Annotated in this window: 15 protein-coding genes; 5 read left to right on the forward strand and 10 right to left on the reverse strand. The window is 64.1% G+C overall.

What is annotated here, in order from left to right; translation table 11 throughout:
- Positions 1–2 precede the first annotated feature (2 nt).
- Entirely contained in the window at positions 3–1,217 is a 1,215-nt protein-coding gene (locus FJ972_RS07980; RefSeq protein ID WP_140522591.1) for an MFS transporter, read from the forward strand.
- A 120-nt stretch (positions 1,218–1,337) separates the two neighbouring features.
- Here the strand turns inward: FJ972_RS07980 and FJ972_RS07985 are convergent, their stop codons facing one another.
- Entirely contained in the window at positions 1,338–1,685 is a 348-nt protein-coding gene (locus FJ972_RS07985) for a GFA family protein (RefSeq protein ID WP_140522589.1), read from the reverse strand.
- A 120-nt stretch (positions 1,686–1,805) separates the two neighbouring features.
- On the opposite strand from FJ972_RS07985, the gene FJ972_RS07990 reads away from it, so the two are divergent.
- Positions 1,806–3,101 carry an amidase gene (locus FJ972_RS07990; protein WP_140522586.1) on the forward strand — a complete coding sequence of 432 codons (1,296 nt, stop codon included), beginning with the start codon at positions 1,806–1,808 and terminating at the stop codon, positions 3,099–3,101.
- 18 nt (positions 3,102–3,119) lie between these two features.
- Here FJ972_RS07990 and FJ972_RS07995 read toward each other — a convergent pair whose 3' ends face one another.
- From FJ972_RS07995 to FJ972_RS08015, 5 genes are read right to left on the reverse strand one after another with little or no spacing between them, the layout of a single operon-like run.
- The gene (locus FJ972_RS07995; protein ID WP_140522584.1) at positions 3,120–3,509 is read right to left on the reverse strand and encodes a hypothetical protein; all 390 of its coding nucleotides are present in this window, start codon (positions 3,507–3,509) and stop codon (positions 3,120–3,122) included.
- A gap of 41 nt (positions 3,510–3,550) precedes the next feature.
- Positions 3,551–4,531 carry a hydroxyacid dehydrogenase gene (locus FJ972_RS08000; RefSeq protein ID WP_140522582.1) on the reverse strand — a complete coding sequence of 327 codons (981 nt, stop codon included), beginning with the start codon at positions 4,529–4,531 and terminating at the stop codon, positions 3,551–3,553.
- A 5-nt stretch (positions 4,532–4,536) separates the two neighbouring features.
- Complete coding sequence (locus FJ972_RS08005) at positions 4,537–5,253, reverse strand: FadR/GntR family transcriptional regulator (protein ID WP_140513801.1); 717 nt, start codon at positions 5,251–5,253, stop codon at positions 4,537–4,539.
- A 2-nt stretch (positions 5,254–5,255) separates the two neighbouring features.
- A complete protein-coding gene (locus FJ972_RS08010) occupies positions 5,256–6,425 on the reverse strand; it encodes a mandelate racemase/muconate lactonizing enzyme family protein (protein WP_140500381.1) in 1,170 nt (389 codons plus the stop codon).
- A gap of 56 nt (positions 6,426–6,481) precedes the next feature.
- The gene (locus FJ972_RS08015; protein WP_140500380.1) at positions 6,482–7,369 is read right to left on the reverse strand and encodes a sugar phosphate isomerase/epimerase family protein; all 888 of its coding nucleotides are present in this window, start codon (positions 7,367–7,369) and stop codon (positions 6,482–6,484) included.
- 399 nt (positions 7,370–7,768) lie between these two features.
- On the opposite strand from FJ972_RS08015, the gene FJ972_RS08020 reads away from it, so the two are divergent.
- From FJ972_RS08020 to FJ972_RS08030, 3 genes are read left to right on the forward strand one after another with little or no spacing between them, the layout of a single operon-like run.
- A complete protein-coding gene (locus FJ972_RS08020; protein ID WP_140522580.1) occupies positions 7,769–8,824 on the forward strand; it encodes a sugar phosphate isomerase/epimerase family protein in 1,056 nt (351 codons plus the stop codon).
- 55 nt (positions 8,825–8,879) lie between these two features.
- Positions 8,880–10,067, forward strand: a complete 1,188-nt coding sequence (locus tag FJ972_RS08025; RefSeq protein WP_140522578.1) for a Gfo/Idh/MocA family protein — start codon at positions 8,880–8,882, stop codon at positions 10,065–10,067.
- Positions 10,068–10,107: 40 nt separating this feature from the next.
- Positions 10,108–10,959: a sugar phosphate isomerase/epimerase family protein gene (locus FJ972_RS08030; RefSeq protein ID WP_140513798.1), complete on the forward strand. Its 852-nt coding sequence runs from the start codon at positions 10,108–10,110 to the stop codon at positions 10,957–10,959.
- 350 nt (positions 10,960–11,309) lie between these two features.
- Here FJ972_RS08030 and phnE (FJ972_RS08035) read toward each other — a convergent pair whose 3' ends face one another.
- The 4 genes from phnE (FJ972_RS08035) to phnC form a co-directional block, all read right to left on the reverse strand.
- Positions 11,310–12,668 (reverse strand): phosphonate ABC transporter, permease protein PhnE, encoded by a 1,359-nt coding sequence (gene phnE, locus FJ972_RS08035; RefSeq protein ID WP_140513797.1) that lies wholly within the window; start codon positions 12,666–12,668, stop codon positions 11,310–11,312.
- A 2-nt stretch (positions 12,669–12,670) separates the two neighbouring features.
- Positions 12,671–13,627 carry a phosphonate ABC transporter, permease protein PhnE gene (gene phnE / locus FJ972_RS08040; protein WP_140522576.1) on the reverse strand — a complete coding sequence of 319 codons (957 nt, stop codon included), beginning with the start codon at positions 13,625–13,627 and terminating at the stop codon, positions 12,671–12,673.
- A 58-nt stretch (positions 13,628–13,685) separates the two neighbouring features.
- Positions 13,686–14,594, reverse strand: coding sequence for a phosphonate ABC transporter substrate-binding protein (gene phnD, locus FJ972_RS08045; protein ID WP_140500369.1), 909 nt, complete (start codon positions 14,592–14,594; stop codon positions 13,686–13,688).
- 92 nt (positions 14,595–14,686) lie between these two features.
- A complete protein-coding gene (gene phnC / locus FJ972_RS08050) occupies positions 14,687–15,535 on the reverse strand; it encodes a phosphonate ABC transporter ATP-binding protein (RefSeq protein ID WP_140500368.1) in 849 nt (282 codons plus the stop codon).
- Positions 15,536–15,789: the final 254 nt, after the last annotated feature.

A 15,789-nucleotide genomic window follows, 5' to 3' on the forward strand; every position in this document is an offset into this window, starting at 1 on the left:
CCATGGCCGAACCCGCGACGGGCGTCGTCGACGCCGCCCTATTGAACACTGTCGATCAGGAGGAACGAACAGAGCCGGCATGGGGCGCCGTCGTCTCGCTGGCGCTTGGTGTTTTCGGTCTCGTTACGGCGGAATTCCTGCCCGCCAGCCTGTTGACGCCGATGGCGAGCGATCTCGGCGTCAGCGAAGGCGTTGCGGGACAGGCGGTCACCGCGACCGCGATCGTCGGCGCCATTGCCGCTCCGACAATGGCGATCATGACACGGCGCATGGACCGCCGGCTGGTGACGTGGATGCTGACGGCATTCCTCATCGCCTCGAACCTTTTGGCCGCCTTTGCCTCGTCGCTGTCCATGCTTCTGCTTGCCCGCGTCGTGCTCGGCGTTGCGCTGGGCGGCTTCTGGGCGATGTCGGCGGCCATGGCGTTGCGGCTGGTGCCGATGCGGTTGATGCCGCGCGCCATGTCGATCATCCTGACCGGCGTTTCGCTGGCCACCGTCACCGCCGCCCCTGTCGGCGCCTATGTCGGTGATATCTGGGGCTGGCGCACGGCTTTCATGATCGCCACGGTCGTCGCCGCGCTGGCGTTGTTGGTGCAGGTGGCCACCATTCCGAAACTGCCGCCGATGGGCGTGGCAAGTTTCCGCACTTTGCTCGAGGTGCTGGAGCGCCCGTCGATCAGGGTGGCGCTGCTGGTCGTGCTGCTGGTCGCTTCGGGGCACTTTGCCGGCTTCACCTATGTGCGCCCCTTCCTCGAGAAGATCCCGATGCTCGGCATCGAGACAATCTCGCTGGTGCTCCTGGCCTATGGCATAGGCGGCTTCTTCGGCAATATCGCCGGCGGCATCCTGGCCGAACGCAATCTCAAGGCCGCCGTCGCGCTGGCACCCCTGCTGATCGCAGTGGCCGCCGCCTCGATGCTGGTCTTCGGCGCCTCGCCGGCGATCGCCGCCGCCGCCGTGGCGGCCTGGGGCTTTGCCTTCGGCGCGGTGCCGGTCGGGCTGCAGACATGGCTGGTGCGGGCCGCGCCCGATCAAGCCGAGAGCGCCGGCGGCCTGATGGTCTCCACCTTCCAGGTGGCGATTGCGCTCGGCGCCGTCTTTGGCGGCCTGCTGGTCGATCATGCCGGCGTCGCCAGTGCCTTCGCCTATTGCGGCGCGGCGACTTTGCTGGCCGCCGTCGTGGTGTTCCCGCTCGGCCCAAAACGCGCCGGGTAGGCTCTCCCGACAATCATCCCTGACTCGGGCAACGGCCCGAGAACCATCAAGGTTCTCGGGCCGTTGTCGTTGCGATGGCGGCGTCGCTGACAGGCAGACGCGGCAGGCTGCTGGTGAAATTCAGGCTGAACGCCCATCGAAGTCGAAGATCGACAGGGCGGACGGATCGACATCGGCGACACAGTTGATATTGATATAGGCGCTGCGTTCACTCCCCTCGCGCACATCCTCGGCGAAAGGATGGATGCCGCAGGTGCGACAGAAGCGGTGCGCGATGGCGTGGTTGCCGAATGTGTAGGTGCCGATCTCGTCGCCCCAGGCCAGTACCCGCAGCGCCCGATGCGGAACGGCGCACAGCAAGGCCCCTTTGCGCGCGCAGATCGAGCAATTGCACCGCACGGCTCCGGTCAGTTCCGCCTCGAACTCGAAAGCGACCTTGCCGCAATGACAGCTGCCTTTGTAAAGCATCGTTTTCTTCCTTGCGTCCGCCAGGGGTGCAAAACCGCCCGCACCGGGTTAAGTCTCGGCACGCCACGCGCCGGCTGCTAAGCTTAAGACGTCCCAGAGGTCCGGAGTCCGACACCGAAGATGCAATCCGTCCGCGATCACCTGGAAACTATCCTTGCGCGCCTGGCCGCCCGTGCCGGTGAAGAACGTGTGTTCACGAAACTCTATACCGAGGCCGCGCGAGCCGCAGCCGATGCCGCCGACGCGCGGCGGAGGGCCGGCGTGAGGCTCGGACCGCTCGACGGAACGATCATTTCGATCAAGGACCTGTTCGATGTCTGCGGCGAGGCGACCACGGCCGGATCGCTGCTGCTCAAGGATGCTGCGCCGGCAATTGGCGACGCCATGATTGTGCGCCGGCTGCGGCAAGCCGGCGCGGTGATCATCGGCAAGACCAACATGACCGAGTTCGCCTTTACCGCCATCGGCGACAACCAGCACTATGGCACGCCTGGCAACGCGACCGATGCCGACCGCATTCCCGGCGGCTCTTCCTCCGGCGCCGGCGTTTCCGTCGGCGAGGGGACGAGCGAAATCTCCATCGGTTCCGACACTGGCGGATCGATCCGTATTCCGGCGGCACTTAACGGCGTCGTCGGCTTCAAGCCGACGGCGCGGCGGGTGCCGCTCACAGGCGCCTTTCCACTGTCGGCCACGCTGGACTCGGTCGGCCCGCTCGCCCGCACCGTGGCGCAATGCGCCGCAGCCGATGCGGTGATGGCGGGCGAGGACTTGGCGCTGCCGGCGCCACTCGCCCTTGCGGGGTTGCGCATCGGTCTCCCGCGCGGCGTGCTTTTCGGAGAGACTGAAGGCGCGGTGGCAGCAGCGTTCGAGCGCTGCCTCGGCAAGATCGAGCAGGCCGGCGCACGGGTCGCGGACCTGTCGATCGACGACCTGATCGCGGACCTTCGCGCGGTCACAAAACGTGGTTCGATCGCCGCGATGGAAGGGGCTGAAGTGCATGCAGACTGGTTGGCGGCAGGCGCTCCGGTGCCGGTTGACCCGCATGTGAGCGGACCCTTGTCGCGGGCGGCAATGCTGCCGACCCCGGTTTACATCAGGGCACTGCGTCGCCGTGCTGCGTTGGCCGCCGCCACGGATGAGCGGCTGACGTCGGTCGATGTGCTGGCCCTGCCAACCACGCCGGTGACGGCGCCGACCCTCGTCTCCCTGGCGCAAGATGCCGGTCTGCGCGATCGCACGGAGGGCCTGCTGCTGCGCAACACGCAGGTGGCCAACCAGTTCGATCTCTGCGCGATCTCGCTGCCGATACCAGGCATGGCGCTGCCGGCCGGCTTGATGCTGGTGGCGCGCCACGGCCATGACCGCCGTCTGCTGAGCATCGCCGCTGAAGTGGAGAGATTGCTGGGCGGCTGATCGGGACTGAACCGAATGTCAGTGTGAAGAGCAGTGCTTGCGTTCGCTGTCCTTGGCGGCGCGCTCGACGGCCGTCGCGATCAGCCACGGCAGGCTGTATTGCTTGCCGGTGATGGTCTGGGTGCGTCGCTCGATCGATCCCCTGACGACAATCTTGCCGGCAGAGAGCGCATCCGACGCCTCGACCATCGCCTTGTCCTTCGTCGGCAATCCGCCGGTGTCGATCGACACGCCCTTGATGATCTTGCCGGTGGCGAGGTCGAGCACGCTGTTCGATGGGCAGGGAGCCTTGAAGCAGCGCAGCCCGTTGTCGCAATAGACATAGCTGCTTTTGGCCGCGGCGAGCGAGGGCAGCAGGCCCGCTGAAGTGGTGGCAAGGCAAAGGAATGCGAGGCGGAGAACGGACATGGCTCCAGCGTCGCGAAGAATTGGGGCGAAACGGCGATGGTCTAGCTGTCGGCGGGAAACCGTCGCCGATAGTGCCCGACCACTTCCGGGTTGCGCAGATTGACCGGCAATTTGCCTGCCAGCACCAGCAGGGCCTCGCCGGCCGCGCCAACGCCCATGCGCATCATCGATTCCTCGGTGATGCCGGCCATGTGCGGGGTGATGACGACATTGTCGAAGCTGAAATAGGGATGATCCGGTGGCAGCGGCTGCGTCGAGAACACGTCGAGCGCGGCACCGCCGATGCGGCGCTCCCGCAAGGCCTCGATCAGCGCGTCGTCATCGACGACGGGCCCGCGCGACACGTTGATCAGCAGCGCGTTGGGTTTCATGCGCGATATGCGTTCGCGGCTGATCAGGCCGCGCGTTTCCGGCGTCAGCGGACAGCACAGGACGATGATGTCGCTCTGCTCGACCAGCGCGTCGATCGACAGGAAGCCGACCTTGTCCGGCGCCGGCTGCATGCTGCGGATCGTTGCGACCACTTTCAGGTCGAACCCATGCGCGGCGATATGGCCAACGGCCTGTCCGACGGCGCCGAGACCGACGATGCCGATCGTCTTGCCGGCGAGCTCGATGTTGGAATTGGCGTGCTCGCGACCGGCAAGCCAGCCCTTGGCGCGCAGGTCGCGGTCGACGACACGAAACTGCCGAAGCAGGGCGAGGGCTGCAAACATCACATGCTCGGCCACCGAGCGTGCGTTGACCGCCGGCACGTTGGCGACCAGCACACCTGCCGCGATCGCTGCTTCCATCGGGATCATGTCGAGCCCGGCGCCATGGCGGATCGCTGCCCGCAACCTGGTGGCACCCTCGAACAACAGTGGCGGCAGGGGCGCGCGCACAATGACGATGTCGGCATTCCTCGCCTCGGCGGCCAGCGTGCCCGGATCGATGGCCGAGGCGACGACAAGCTCACCCGCCCCCGCCAGCATGGCCGCGGCGCGCGGATGCAGTCTGTGCGTCGACAGGATGCGCGTCATCCCCGTCAGGCCTGTTCGAGCGTCGGGTTTTGCGGCGCCGCCCCGAGGCCTTCGATCAGCCCCTTCCAGTAGCTTTCCGCGCCCTGCAGGTGGGCGCTCATCAGCGCCTGGGCGAGATTGCCGTCGCGCCGCAGCAGCGCCTCGTATATCTGGATGTGTTCGGCATGCGAGCGCACGCTGCGCTCCGGATCGTTGAAGTAGATCGGCAGGCGCTGCTCGCCCATCAAATAGTAAACGCTGCAGATGTTGTGGAAGACGCCATTCTTGGTGGCGCGCACGATCTCGAGATGGAATTCGCGGTCCTCCTTGGCGAGGCCTTCGCCTGCCGCGATGCGTTCTTCCGAGGCCTTCAGGATCTCGCGCAGCCGTTCGAAATTCTCCTCGGTGGCACGCGAGCATGCAAGTTCGGCCGCCTTGATCTCATGGATCTTGCGCAATTCGACCGTCTCGTAGATCTGCAAGGGATCGAGCGGCAGGCCGGCGCGCGCGAACAGCGCCAGCGCCTCGACGCTGGCCTGCTTGGTGTCGATATAGATGCCGGACTTGGCCCTGCGCTCGACGATGCGCATGGCCTCGAGAATGGCCAGCGCCTCGCGGATCTGGCCGCGGCTGACGCCGAAATGCTCCGCCAGTTCGCGTTCCGACGGGGTTCGGCCCGTCTCCTTGTCGGAATGGGAGAACAGATAGGCGGCAAGCTCCGCGAGAAGGTTGTTTTCTTTCATCGTCAATTGCGTTGCGCGTGCGCCTCCAGGAACCGCTCCGAAATGGTGAATCCCAATCCGGGTTTTTCGGGGATCGCTATCATACCGTCCCTGGCTTCGACAGTCTCTTCGACAAGGTCGTGGATCATCGGATTGGCACCGAGCGAATATTCGACGGTGAAGCTCGACGGCGAGGCGGCGCAGACATGCAGCCCGGCGAAGAAGCAGGGCGCGCCGGCCCATAGATGCGGCGCAAAGCGCAGGTTGAAGGCGCTGGCGATGGTTCCGATCTTCATGGCCTCGCTGATGCCGCCGCAGAAGGCGGGATCGGGCTGGAAGATGTCGGCGGCCTTGAGCACGGCGAGGTCGCGGAAGGCATAGCGGGTCGCATCGCTTTCGCCGGTGGCGATCGGTATGGCGCCGGAGGCACGGACTTCGGCAAGACCGGACTTGTCGTCGGCGATCACCGGCTCCTCGAACCAGGCAAGGTCGAGATCGCCGGCGAGATGGATGAAACGCTTGGCCTCCGCCACCGTATAGGTGCCATGGGCGTCGACCATCAACTCGACGTCGGGGCCGAGCGCCTCACGGGCGGCGCGAACGCGAGCGGCCGACACATGCGCGGCGCCATCCATGGCGCCGATGCGCATCTTCAGCGCCTTGAAGCCGCCCCTGGCGACATAGGATTTGAGCTGGTCGCCGATCGCGTCGGCGGACGCCCAGCCACCCGAGGCGTAGGCCGGCATGCGATCGAGCTTGCGCCCACCGATCAGCCGCCAGACCGGCTGCCCGAGCGATTTGCCCAGTATGTCCCAGAGCGCGATGTCGACGGCGCTGATGGCGGCCACGCTCATGCCGCGCCGCGCCAGCTGCGGCATGGCATGGCCGGCGCGCGCCGCGCTGTCGTGGCGCACGCCGTTGTAGAGCATTTCCCAGATGATGCCGATATCGGCCGGATCGCGGCCGACGAGCTGCGGCCCGACCTCGCGGTTCAGCATATGGACGAGCGCACCATAGCTGCCGGCGCTGCCGGCGGCGTTCTTGCCTTCGCCCCAGCCGACCAGCCCGTCATCGGTTTCGATGCGCAGGATGGCGGCGTCGAAGGTCGTCACCTGACCGAAATCGCTGCGGTGCTGCTTGGCCGCCTCGATCGGTATGCGAATCCACCAGGCCTGGACGCTTTTGATGCGCATGGTCTTCCCCGGCCCTGCCGCCGGATGGCGGGAGGGCTCATTCCCAATCGGATCGGCTACTTGATCAGCGGCAGCAACGTTTCGGCAGTGATCCGCATCTGGTCGGTGTAGAACTTTTCCGTCAGCACGCTGGAGCCGTGATCCTGGATGAATTTGAGCTGCTCGGGCGAGATGTCGACCGGGTGGCGTTCGACCATGTCGGGGTAGGGCGCGGCCGGGGTGCGGTCGACAGGCGCGACGAACTCGTTGGTCAGCGCCCCGTCATAGCCGACCTCCCGCAAGGTCGCGACGATCTTCGGCCAGTCGATCTGGCCAAGGCCTGCGGCGAAGCGGTTATTATCGGCGACATGGAAGTCGAACAGGCGCTTCCCGACCTTACGGATCGCGTCGTAAACGTTAAATTCCTCCATATGGAGGTGGTAGGCGTCCAGGCAGACGCCACATTCCGGGCTGACAGCGTCGGCCAATGCCAGGGCCTGGGCGCCGCGATTGAACAGGTAGGTCTCGAAACGGTTGAGTGGCTCGACCGCGATCTTGACGCCGACCTTCTTGGCGTGGGTGAAGCACTCCCTGGTGGCATCGACCACCCACTTCCATTCCTCTTCCTCGGTGCCGTCCGGCACGACCTTGCCGACGGTCGCGGGAACCAGCGTGATGATCTCGCCGTCGAGTTCGCTGACCATGGTCAACACGTCCTTGACGTATTGCACGGAGCGCTCGCGCTGGCCCTGGTCCCGGGCGGCAAGGTTGCGTTCGCCAAGCATCAAGGTCACGGCGCCCCAGCAGCGTATGCCGTGCTCCTTCAGGAGCGCGCGCGTCTCCTTGGTCTTGTACTGGTCGGGCTCGCCGGAAATCTCGATCGACTCATAGCCGAATTTCTTGATGCGCTTGAGCGTCGTCTCCAACGGTTCCGCGCGCATCCAGTTGTGCGTCGAAAGATGCATGGTCTGTCCTTCCCGGATCGTCCCTAATGGTTCGCCTGCAACATGCCGTCACCGGATGTGACGGACGGTTCCTCCCCAAGGCGTTCCAGCATTTCTTCGCAAACTGGTTCGACCAATTGGGCCCAAGACGAGGTCTACAGCAATTTCCCACGCGCGGCAAGAACTGTGCGATGGCAACTTGATGTCTGGATTACTCCATTGATTATATTGGACTATGCTGCCCTCCCGTGGCACGGTGGAGGGCTCTGAATGTGAGTGGCAAGGCTTGACCAAATCGCCACGTTTGGTAATACCAGAATGACAATGCACGCAAGTGACCGTTGAGAACAGACCAAAGTGGCTGGCTCTGTCTTCAATCGGCGCTATGCTCGGGCGCGACAACAATGAGGGAGGATGCCGATGCCGAGGACGATGAAGGGCCCTGGACTGTTCCTGGCGCAGTTCGCGGGCGATGCAGCGCCGTTCAATTCGCTTGCATCGATCACAAAATGGGCGGCCGGCCTCGGCTATAAGGGCGTGCAGATCCCGACCTGGGACGCGCGCTTGTTCGACCTCCAAAAGGCTGCGTCTTCCAAGGCCTATTGCGACGAGGTGAAGGGCATCTGTGCCGACGCCGGCGTTGAGATCACCGAACTATCGACGCATCTGCAGGGGCAATTGGTGGCGGTGCATCCGGCCTATGACGCGCAGTTCGACGGCTTTGCGCCGGCTTCGGTGCACAACAACCCCAAAGCGCGGCAACAATGGGCGGTCGAACAGATGCAGTTCGGGGCCAAGGCGTCGCGCAATCTCGGGCTCGACGTCTCGGTGAGCTTCAGCGGCGCGCTGGCTTTCCCCTACCTCTATCCCTGGCCACAGCGGCCGGCCGGATTGATCGAAGAGGCGTTCGCAGAACTAGGCAAGCGCTGGAAGCCGATCCTCGATGTCTACGAGGACAATGGCGTCGACGTCGGCTACGAAATCCATCCCGGCGAGGATGTGTTCGACGGGGCGACGTTCGAGATGTTCCTCGACGCGGTCGGCGGCCACAAGCGCTGCAACATCAATTACGATCCGTCGCACTTCCTGTTGCAGCAGCTCGACTATCTCGAATTCATCGACATCTACCACGAGCGCATCAAGGCCTTCCACGTCAAGGACGCCGAGTTCAATCCGACCGGGCGGCAAGGCGTTTATTCCGGCTACCAGAGCTGGACGAACCGCGCCGGCCGCTTCCGCTCGCTGGGCGACGGACAAGTGGATTTCGGCGGCATCTTCTCCAAGCTGACGCAGTACAATTATGATTCCTGGGCGGTGCTGGAGTGGGAGTGCTGCCTGAAGCATCCGGAAGATGGCGCGGCCGAAGGCGCGCCCTTCATCCAGCACCACATTATCCGGGTGACGGAGAAGGCGTTCGACGATTTCGCCGGCGGTGCCACGGATAAGAAGGTGCTGCGCGCCATGATGGGAATCTAGCGCGGGTTTTCCCTCTCCCTCGAGGGGGAGGTATCTCAGACACGAGGGAGACGACATGGTCGGTGCATCGAAGTCGGAAACGGGAGGCGGCCCGATCCGCTATGGCATGGTCGGTGGCGGGCAAGGCGCTTTCATCGGCGCGGTGCACCGGATCGCGGCGCGCATGGACAATGAGTTCGTGCTGGTCGCCGGCGCGCTGTCGTCCGATCCGGCGCGCGCCAAGGCCTCTGCCGCCGAGCTCGGGCTCGACCCTTCGCGCAGCTACGCGTCCTATGCCGAGATGGCCAAGGCCGAGGCAAAGCGCCCGGATGGCATCGAGGCGGTGGCCATCGTCACTCCGAACAATGTGCATGTGCCGGCGGCCAGGGCGTTTCTTGAAGCCGGCATCCATGTCATCTGCGACAAGCCGCTGGCGACGACGCTGGCCGAGGCAAAGAAGCTCGCGGCGATCGTCGAGAAGACCGGCAAGGTGTTCGTGCTGACCCACAATTACACCGCCTATCCGATGATCCGCCAGGCGCGCGAGATGGTGGCCAAGGGCGTGCTCGGCGACATCCGCATCGTGCAGTCGGAATATCCGCAGGACTGGCTGACGGAGGACCTTGCCGCCACCGGTCAAAAACAGGCGGCGTGGCGTTCCGACCCCAAGCAGGCCGGTGCCGGCGGCGCGCTCGGCGACATCGGCACGCATGCCTACAATCTTGCCCGCTTTGTCTCCGGGCTGGAACTCGACACGCTGTCGGCCGATCTCGACGCCTTCGTGCCGGGACGGCAGCTCGACGACAATGTCAACGTGATGCTGCGCTTCAAGCCGGTCGGCAAGACGCATGCGGCAAAAGGCATGATCTGGGCAAGCCAGGTGGCGCCCGGCCATGAGAACGGGCTGAAGCTGCGCATCTATGGTTCGAAGGGCGGGCTGGAATGGGTGCAGGCCGATCCGAACTATCTCTGGTATACGCCGTTCGGCCAGCCCAAGCAGCTGATCACCCGCAACGGCGCCGGCGCGCTGCCGGTGGCGGGCCGTGTCAGCCGCGTTCCCTCCGGCCATCCCGAAGGCTATCTCGAAGGCTTCGCCAACATCTACCAGGAGGCCGCACGCGCCATCCGCGCCGCGCGGCGCAAGGGCGGCAAACCTGCCAAGGACGTCGTGTTCCCGACCATTCAGGACGGCGTCGAGGGCATGGCCTTCATCGAGGCCTGCGTGAAATCGTCGAAAAAGAATGGAGTGTGGACGAAACTTTAAATTTGATCTCGCGGGGGGATCATTTGGGGGAGGGGCGTCGATGAAAATCGGCATGTGCATGTTCTTGTGGACGACGGCCGTATCGAAGAAGCACGAGCCATTGCTTCGCGACATCAAGGCCACCGGCTTCGACGGCGTCGAGATACCGATCTTTGCCGGCATGCCGGACGACTACAGGAAATTGGGCGAGCTGCTCGATCGCATAGGGCTTGAACGGACCGCCGTTTCAGCGATGGGCGATCCGGCGATGAACCTGATCTCGGCCGATGCGGCAACGCGCAAGGCCGGTGTCGACTACATGAAATGGGCGATCGATTGCGCAGACGCCCTCGGGGCCAGAACGCTGAGCGGCCCCTTGCATTCGACGCTCGGCGCCTTTTCCGGATCCGGCCCGACCGCGGCCGAGAAGAAACGCTCCGTCACCTCGCAGCGCGCCATAGGCGATCATGCCGGCAAGAGGAACGTCACCATCGGGCTCGAGGCGCTCAACCGCTTCGAATGCTACCTCCTCAACACGATGGCCGACCTGTCGGAGCATATCGACGCCATCGACCGGCCGCACATCAAGGCGATGTACGACACCTTCCACGCCAATATCGAGGAGGCCGACCCGATCGGCGCCTATACGAAGCATCGCAGGAATGTCGTGCATATCCATATATCGGAGAACGATCGCGGCGTGCCGGGGCGCGGCAACATCCCCTGGAAGGAAACATTCTCGGCCATCCGCAAGAGCGGCTACGACGACTGGCTGACGATCGAGGCGTTTGGACGTTCGCTGAAGGATCTCGCGGCGGCGACCAAGGTGTGGCGCGATTTTTCCGAGAGCCCGGAAGCGGTTTATCGGGATGGATATAAGCATATCAAGAACGGGTGGAAGAAGGCCGCCTAGGTGCCTTGGTCGGGCGATAGTGACGCGACAAGACCTGCGTCGGCGACCCTTGGCGCAAGGCGAGGCGTTGATTGCGCCTGGCCCATTTTCCAGTTGCGTTCGCGGCGGTTTCCAGGTGGTTCCCCCACTCCGTCTCGGCTTCGCCGAGCCACCTCTCCCCCCTCCGGAGGGAGAGGAAAGGGCCCCGGTGGCTCGGGATAGAAAGGAGCCTCCGCCTAGGATCGGCCAGGACGCCCTGGCGCTTTCCTCTCCCCCGTCGATCGGGGGAGAGGTGTCGAGCGCAGCTCGACGGAGTGGGGGTCGACCCTTGGCGCGGCACCATACGATGCCCGCGCTTATGCGTCACAAGGTTAGCCCTGCTCGGCCTGCAACCTGTTGTAGTCGTGAATCGTCCGGCTCAGCCTGCGGCGCAGGAAATTGGAAATGTTGTCGAAGATGAAAACCACAACCAGCGTCAGCAGCACCATGTAGAAGACGTTGGCCCAGTTCGAATTGGTGCGCATCGCTTCCCACAGTTTCAAGCCGATGCCGCCGGCGCCGACGGCGCCGATAATGGTTGCGCCCCTGGTGTTGGATTCCCACTGATAGAGCGTCTGGCTGATGAACACCGGCACCACTTCCGGCAGTACGCCGTAGCGCTGCACCAGAAGACGGTTGGCGCCTGTCGACACAACACCTTCGCGCGGCTTGTCATCGATGTTCTCCAGCGCCTCGGAATAGGTTTTGCCGAGCGTGCCGATCTCGGTGAAGAAGATCGCGGCGCTGCCGGCCAGCGGACCCGGTCCGAAGGCGCGCGTGAAGAACAGTGCCCAGATCAGCATATCGATGGAGCGCATGAAGTCGAAGAAGCGCTTGAGCAGCTGGTTTACCAGCCGGTTGGGGGTGATGTTGCGGGCGGCGAAGAAGGCGAGCGGGAAGGCGACGATGCCGCCGAGCGCGGTGCCGAGAAAGGCCATGACGATGGTCTGCAACAGCTTTGTCCAGACATCGCCATGCTGCCACTGCGCATTGTTCCAGATGTTGTTGCCGGCGAGCGCCAGATTGGAGGTGCCCGCTTTCAGCTCGGGGCCCGACGTGATCAGTGACACCACCTCGCCGGCGGATTTTCCGAAGAAGGGCGAGCGTGTGTCGAAGACGAAGTTCGCCCAGCCGAGAAAGCGCTTGCGGATCCTGACGCGATCGGGGGCGACGCGGACCTCGCCGGCGAAGCCCATGTCGGCGACGACCTCATCCTCATGCACGGTGACCCAGTCGGGAACAGGTCCCGAGACCAGCGGCTTGCCGCTGTCCAGCGCCACCGCCACGCTCGTCCCAGCGGCGACGATCGTTGCTCGTGCCTTGTCGAAGGTGACCGACTTCGCCGTGCCGTCGATGAGGACCGTCACCGAACCGTCGGCGTTGGTCTTGACCCAATCCGGGTGGGGATTGGGGCCGAGTACAGAAAAGCGGGGGTATTTGGCCGTTATCTGCGGCTCGTCGAGGCGGAAGATCGGCTGCACGTCGTAACTGATCCACTGGGTCAGGAACAGCGGCAGCCGCTCCCAATGCGATTCCCGCAGCACTTGCGGCAGATTGAAGAACCACAGCGCGTAGAGCAGGTAGAGCAAGATGCCGCCAAGCAGCAGCAGCGGCCCGAAACGCTTGTGGAACGGCCGGCGGAACACTTGCGGGAAGCGTTCCTCGATCGACTGAATTTCGGCGGCGGTCATGATCAAGCGCTCATCACAAAGGTCTGTTCGCCGACCAGCTTGCGGCGCAGCCAGGCGGAGAACTGGTCGACGATGAAGATGGTCGTGAACAGGAGCAGCACCAAGGCTATCGTCTTGGCGCCGAAGCCGCGCGAGATCGACAGCTTCAGCTCCTCGCCGATGCCGCCGCCGCCGACCGCGCCCATGATGGTGGAGATGCGCACGTTGATCTCGATCCTGAGCAGCGTATAGGACATGAAATTGGGCAGCACCTGCGGCAGGCCGGCAAAGCGTACCCGTTCGAACCAGTTGGCGCCGACGGCCCGCAGGCCTTCCTCGGCGCGCATGTCGATGTTCTCGTTGATCTCATAGAACAGCTTGCCCAACGCGCCGATCGAATGCAGACCGATGGCGATGATGGCGGCGATCGGACCTATCGAAACGATGGCCGCGAACAGGCCGGCGATGACGATCTCGGGAAAAGCCCGCAGCAGTTCCATGAAGCGCTTGACGACAAGCCGCAGCAGCGGATGCGGCGTCAGGTTGCGCGCCGCGATGAAGGAGAACGGCACGGCGAAGACGAAACCAATTGATGTCGAGACCAGCGCCACGTTAAGCGTGGTCAGCATCAGCTCGAAATATTCGGGGATGTAGAAGCCGCCCCAGACATAGGCGCGGCCGAGCGGAAAGTTGAATTCCTGCGTGCCGGTGTCATGCGGGGAGGCGATGTCGAACAGCGCCCGCCAGACATCGTTCCAGTCCTTGGGAACGAGCCAGCTCAGGAAATCCAGTATGTGCGGAAGCCGGTCGAAGAAGTGTCCGGCATTGGCATCGTCGGCGAACCACATGGTGCCGCCGAGTGCGACCAACAGCAGGCCGACGCCGATGGCGGTGTAGAGCCGGCGCAAGGAGGTCTGGCGACGCCAGGCGTCGGCCATCTGGTGCGTGGCGCCGGAAGGAGCTGTCAGGGAAAGGGTCATGGTCGGAGATGCAAGAAGGGCGGCGTTTTCTCGACGCCGCCCTTCCTGACTTCTGCCTTTAGCCGCCGATGGCTGCCTTACGGGCTTCGACGATGACGTTATAGAAATCCGCCTTCACCGGAACGTAGCCGGTAAAATCACCGCCTTCGACGCCTTCGAAGCAGGCCTTGTCCTTCTTGGGCAGGTCGGTGAAGAAGGCCGCCAGCTTGGCCGTCATCTCGTCGCCGAGCGCCGTGCGCACGACCAGCGGACCGTTCGGGATCAGGCCCGAGCGCCAGACCTCGACGAAGTCGTTGGGGTCGACGGCGCCCTTGGCGACTTCCTTGTGGAAGGTGCCGGAGGTGTAGCCGTCCTTGAAGTCGCCGATGCCGGAGGAATCGTCCACGGCCACGTCGACCTTGCCGTCTCGCACGGCGAGCACATTGTTCTCATGGCCGCCATTGAACTGGGTCGAGGCGAAGAAGGTCTCGTTCGACGCCCCCGTGTCCTTCGGAATCTGCGTCAGCGGGATCAGATAGCCGGAGGTCGAATCCGGATCGGCGTAGCCGAGCTTCTTGCCCTTGGCCGACTTGATGTCGGTGATGCCGGAAGACTTCAGCGCCAGGCCGATCGAATAGTAGCCGGTCGCGCCGTCGGTCTGCTGGGTGGTGAGGATCGGGGTCACCGCCTTGGGATCCTTGAGGACGACGCTGGCATAGCCGGAAGCGCCGAGTTCGGCGAAGTCGAGCGTGCCGCCGAGAAGGCCCTGGATGACACCGTCATAGTCGGCGGCCGGAAACAGCGAGACCTTCTCGAAGCCGAATTCGGCCTTCAGGTGATCGGCGAGGCACTGGTAGTTGCGCAGCCGGTCGGTTTCGTTCTCGCCGCCGAGGATGCCGACGCGGAATTCCTTCATATCGGCGGCATGCGCCGCGCCGGTGGCCATTGCGAGCACCGAAACGGCGCTGAAAACCATCTTCCTGAACATCTGATTTCTCTCCTGTAGGTTCCGGCCCCGCGCCGGCGGCGTTGGTGATTTTGACGGGTGCCCTGACGCGGGCTGGCGATCCATGTCCGCTCTCAGTAACCCGGGAACGCGGGTTCGAGCGGTCCGGCGGATGCGGCGATCTTTTGCTTGAAGGCAACGCTGGTGGAGGTGATGGCCTCGGAGATTTCGCCGCCATTGCTGTCGGCGCCATAGACGAGACGGACGGCCTCGCGGTTGAGCTCCTCCGGCGGCCCGTCGAACACGACCTTGCCCGCGGCCATGCCGATGATACGGTTGCAATAGGTACGGGCGGTGTCCAGCGTGTGCAGGTTGGTGACCACGGTGATGCCTTCGCGCAAATTGATGTCCTGCAGCGAATCCATCACCACCTTGGCGTTGAGCGGGTCGAGCGAAGCGATCGGTTCGTCGGCCAGGATCACCCGGGGCTGCTGCATCATGGCGCGGGCAATGGCGACACGCTGCTGCTGGCCGCCCGACAAGGTGCCTGCGGGCTGCAGCGCGGTACGGGCGATATCGAGCCGCTCGAGGGCGGCGACCGCCTGCGCACATTCGGTTCGCGAGAACATGCCGAAAAGGTTCGACAGGGTCGGACGATGGTTCAGCCGGCCGAGCAGCACATTGGTCAGCACGTCGAGGCGCGGCACAAGGTTGAATTGCTGGAAGATCATGGCGCAGTCGCGCTGCCAGCGCCTGAGCGGCGAACCGCGCAATTGCGAGACCTCGGCTCCGTCGAAGAAAATCGATCCATGGCTGGGATCGATGAGCCGGTTGATCATACGCAGAAGGGTCGACTTGCCGGCGCCGGAACGGCCGATGACGCCGACCATCTGACCCTGCGGGATCGAGATGCTGACATCGTTAACGGCGGTGTTCTTGCCAAATCGTCGGGTGACGCCGCGGATTTCGAGCGTGGCTGACATGGTGCGTTCCCGTCCAGTCGCGGTTGAAGGTCCTGTTGACCCTCGCTAGCGCAGCGCCATGAACCTGCGGTGTCGGATTGATGTCAGTTTTGTTACCACCCACAGCCGTGTCGTGCGCGATCAGGCCAGGACCAATCAGTTCCTCGAAGTGCTTCCATGTCCCTGAAGCTGCGGAAGGCAGGCGGCTCGAGAAGACAGCCCCCTGCCCGAACTCTGTGTAAGGGATGCGAATAGTGAGCAGCCCTATTCCATTC

The organism is Mesorhizobium sp. B2-1-1, from assembly GCF_006442975.2.
Lineage (GTDB): Bacteria > Pseudomonadota > Alphaproteobacteria > Rhizobiales > Rhizobiaceae > Mesorhizobium.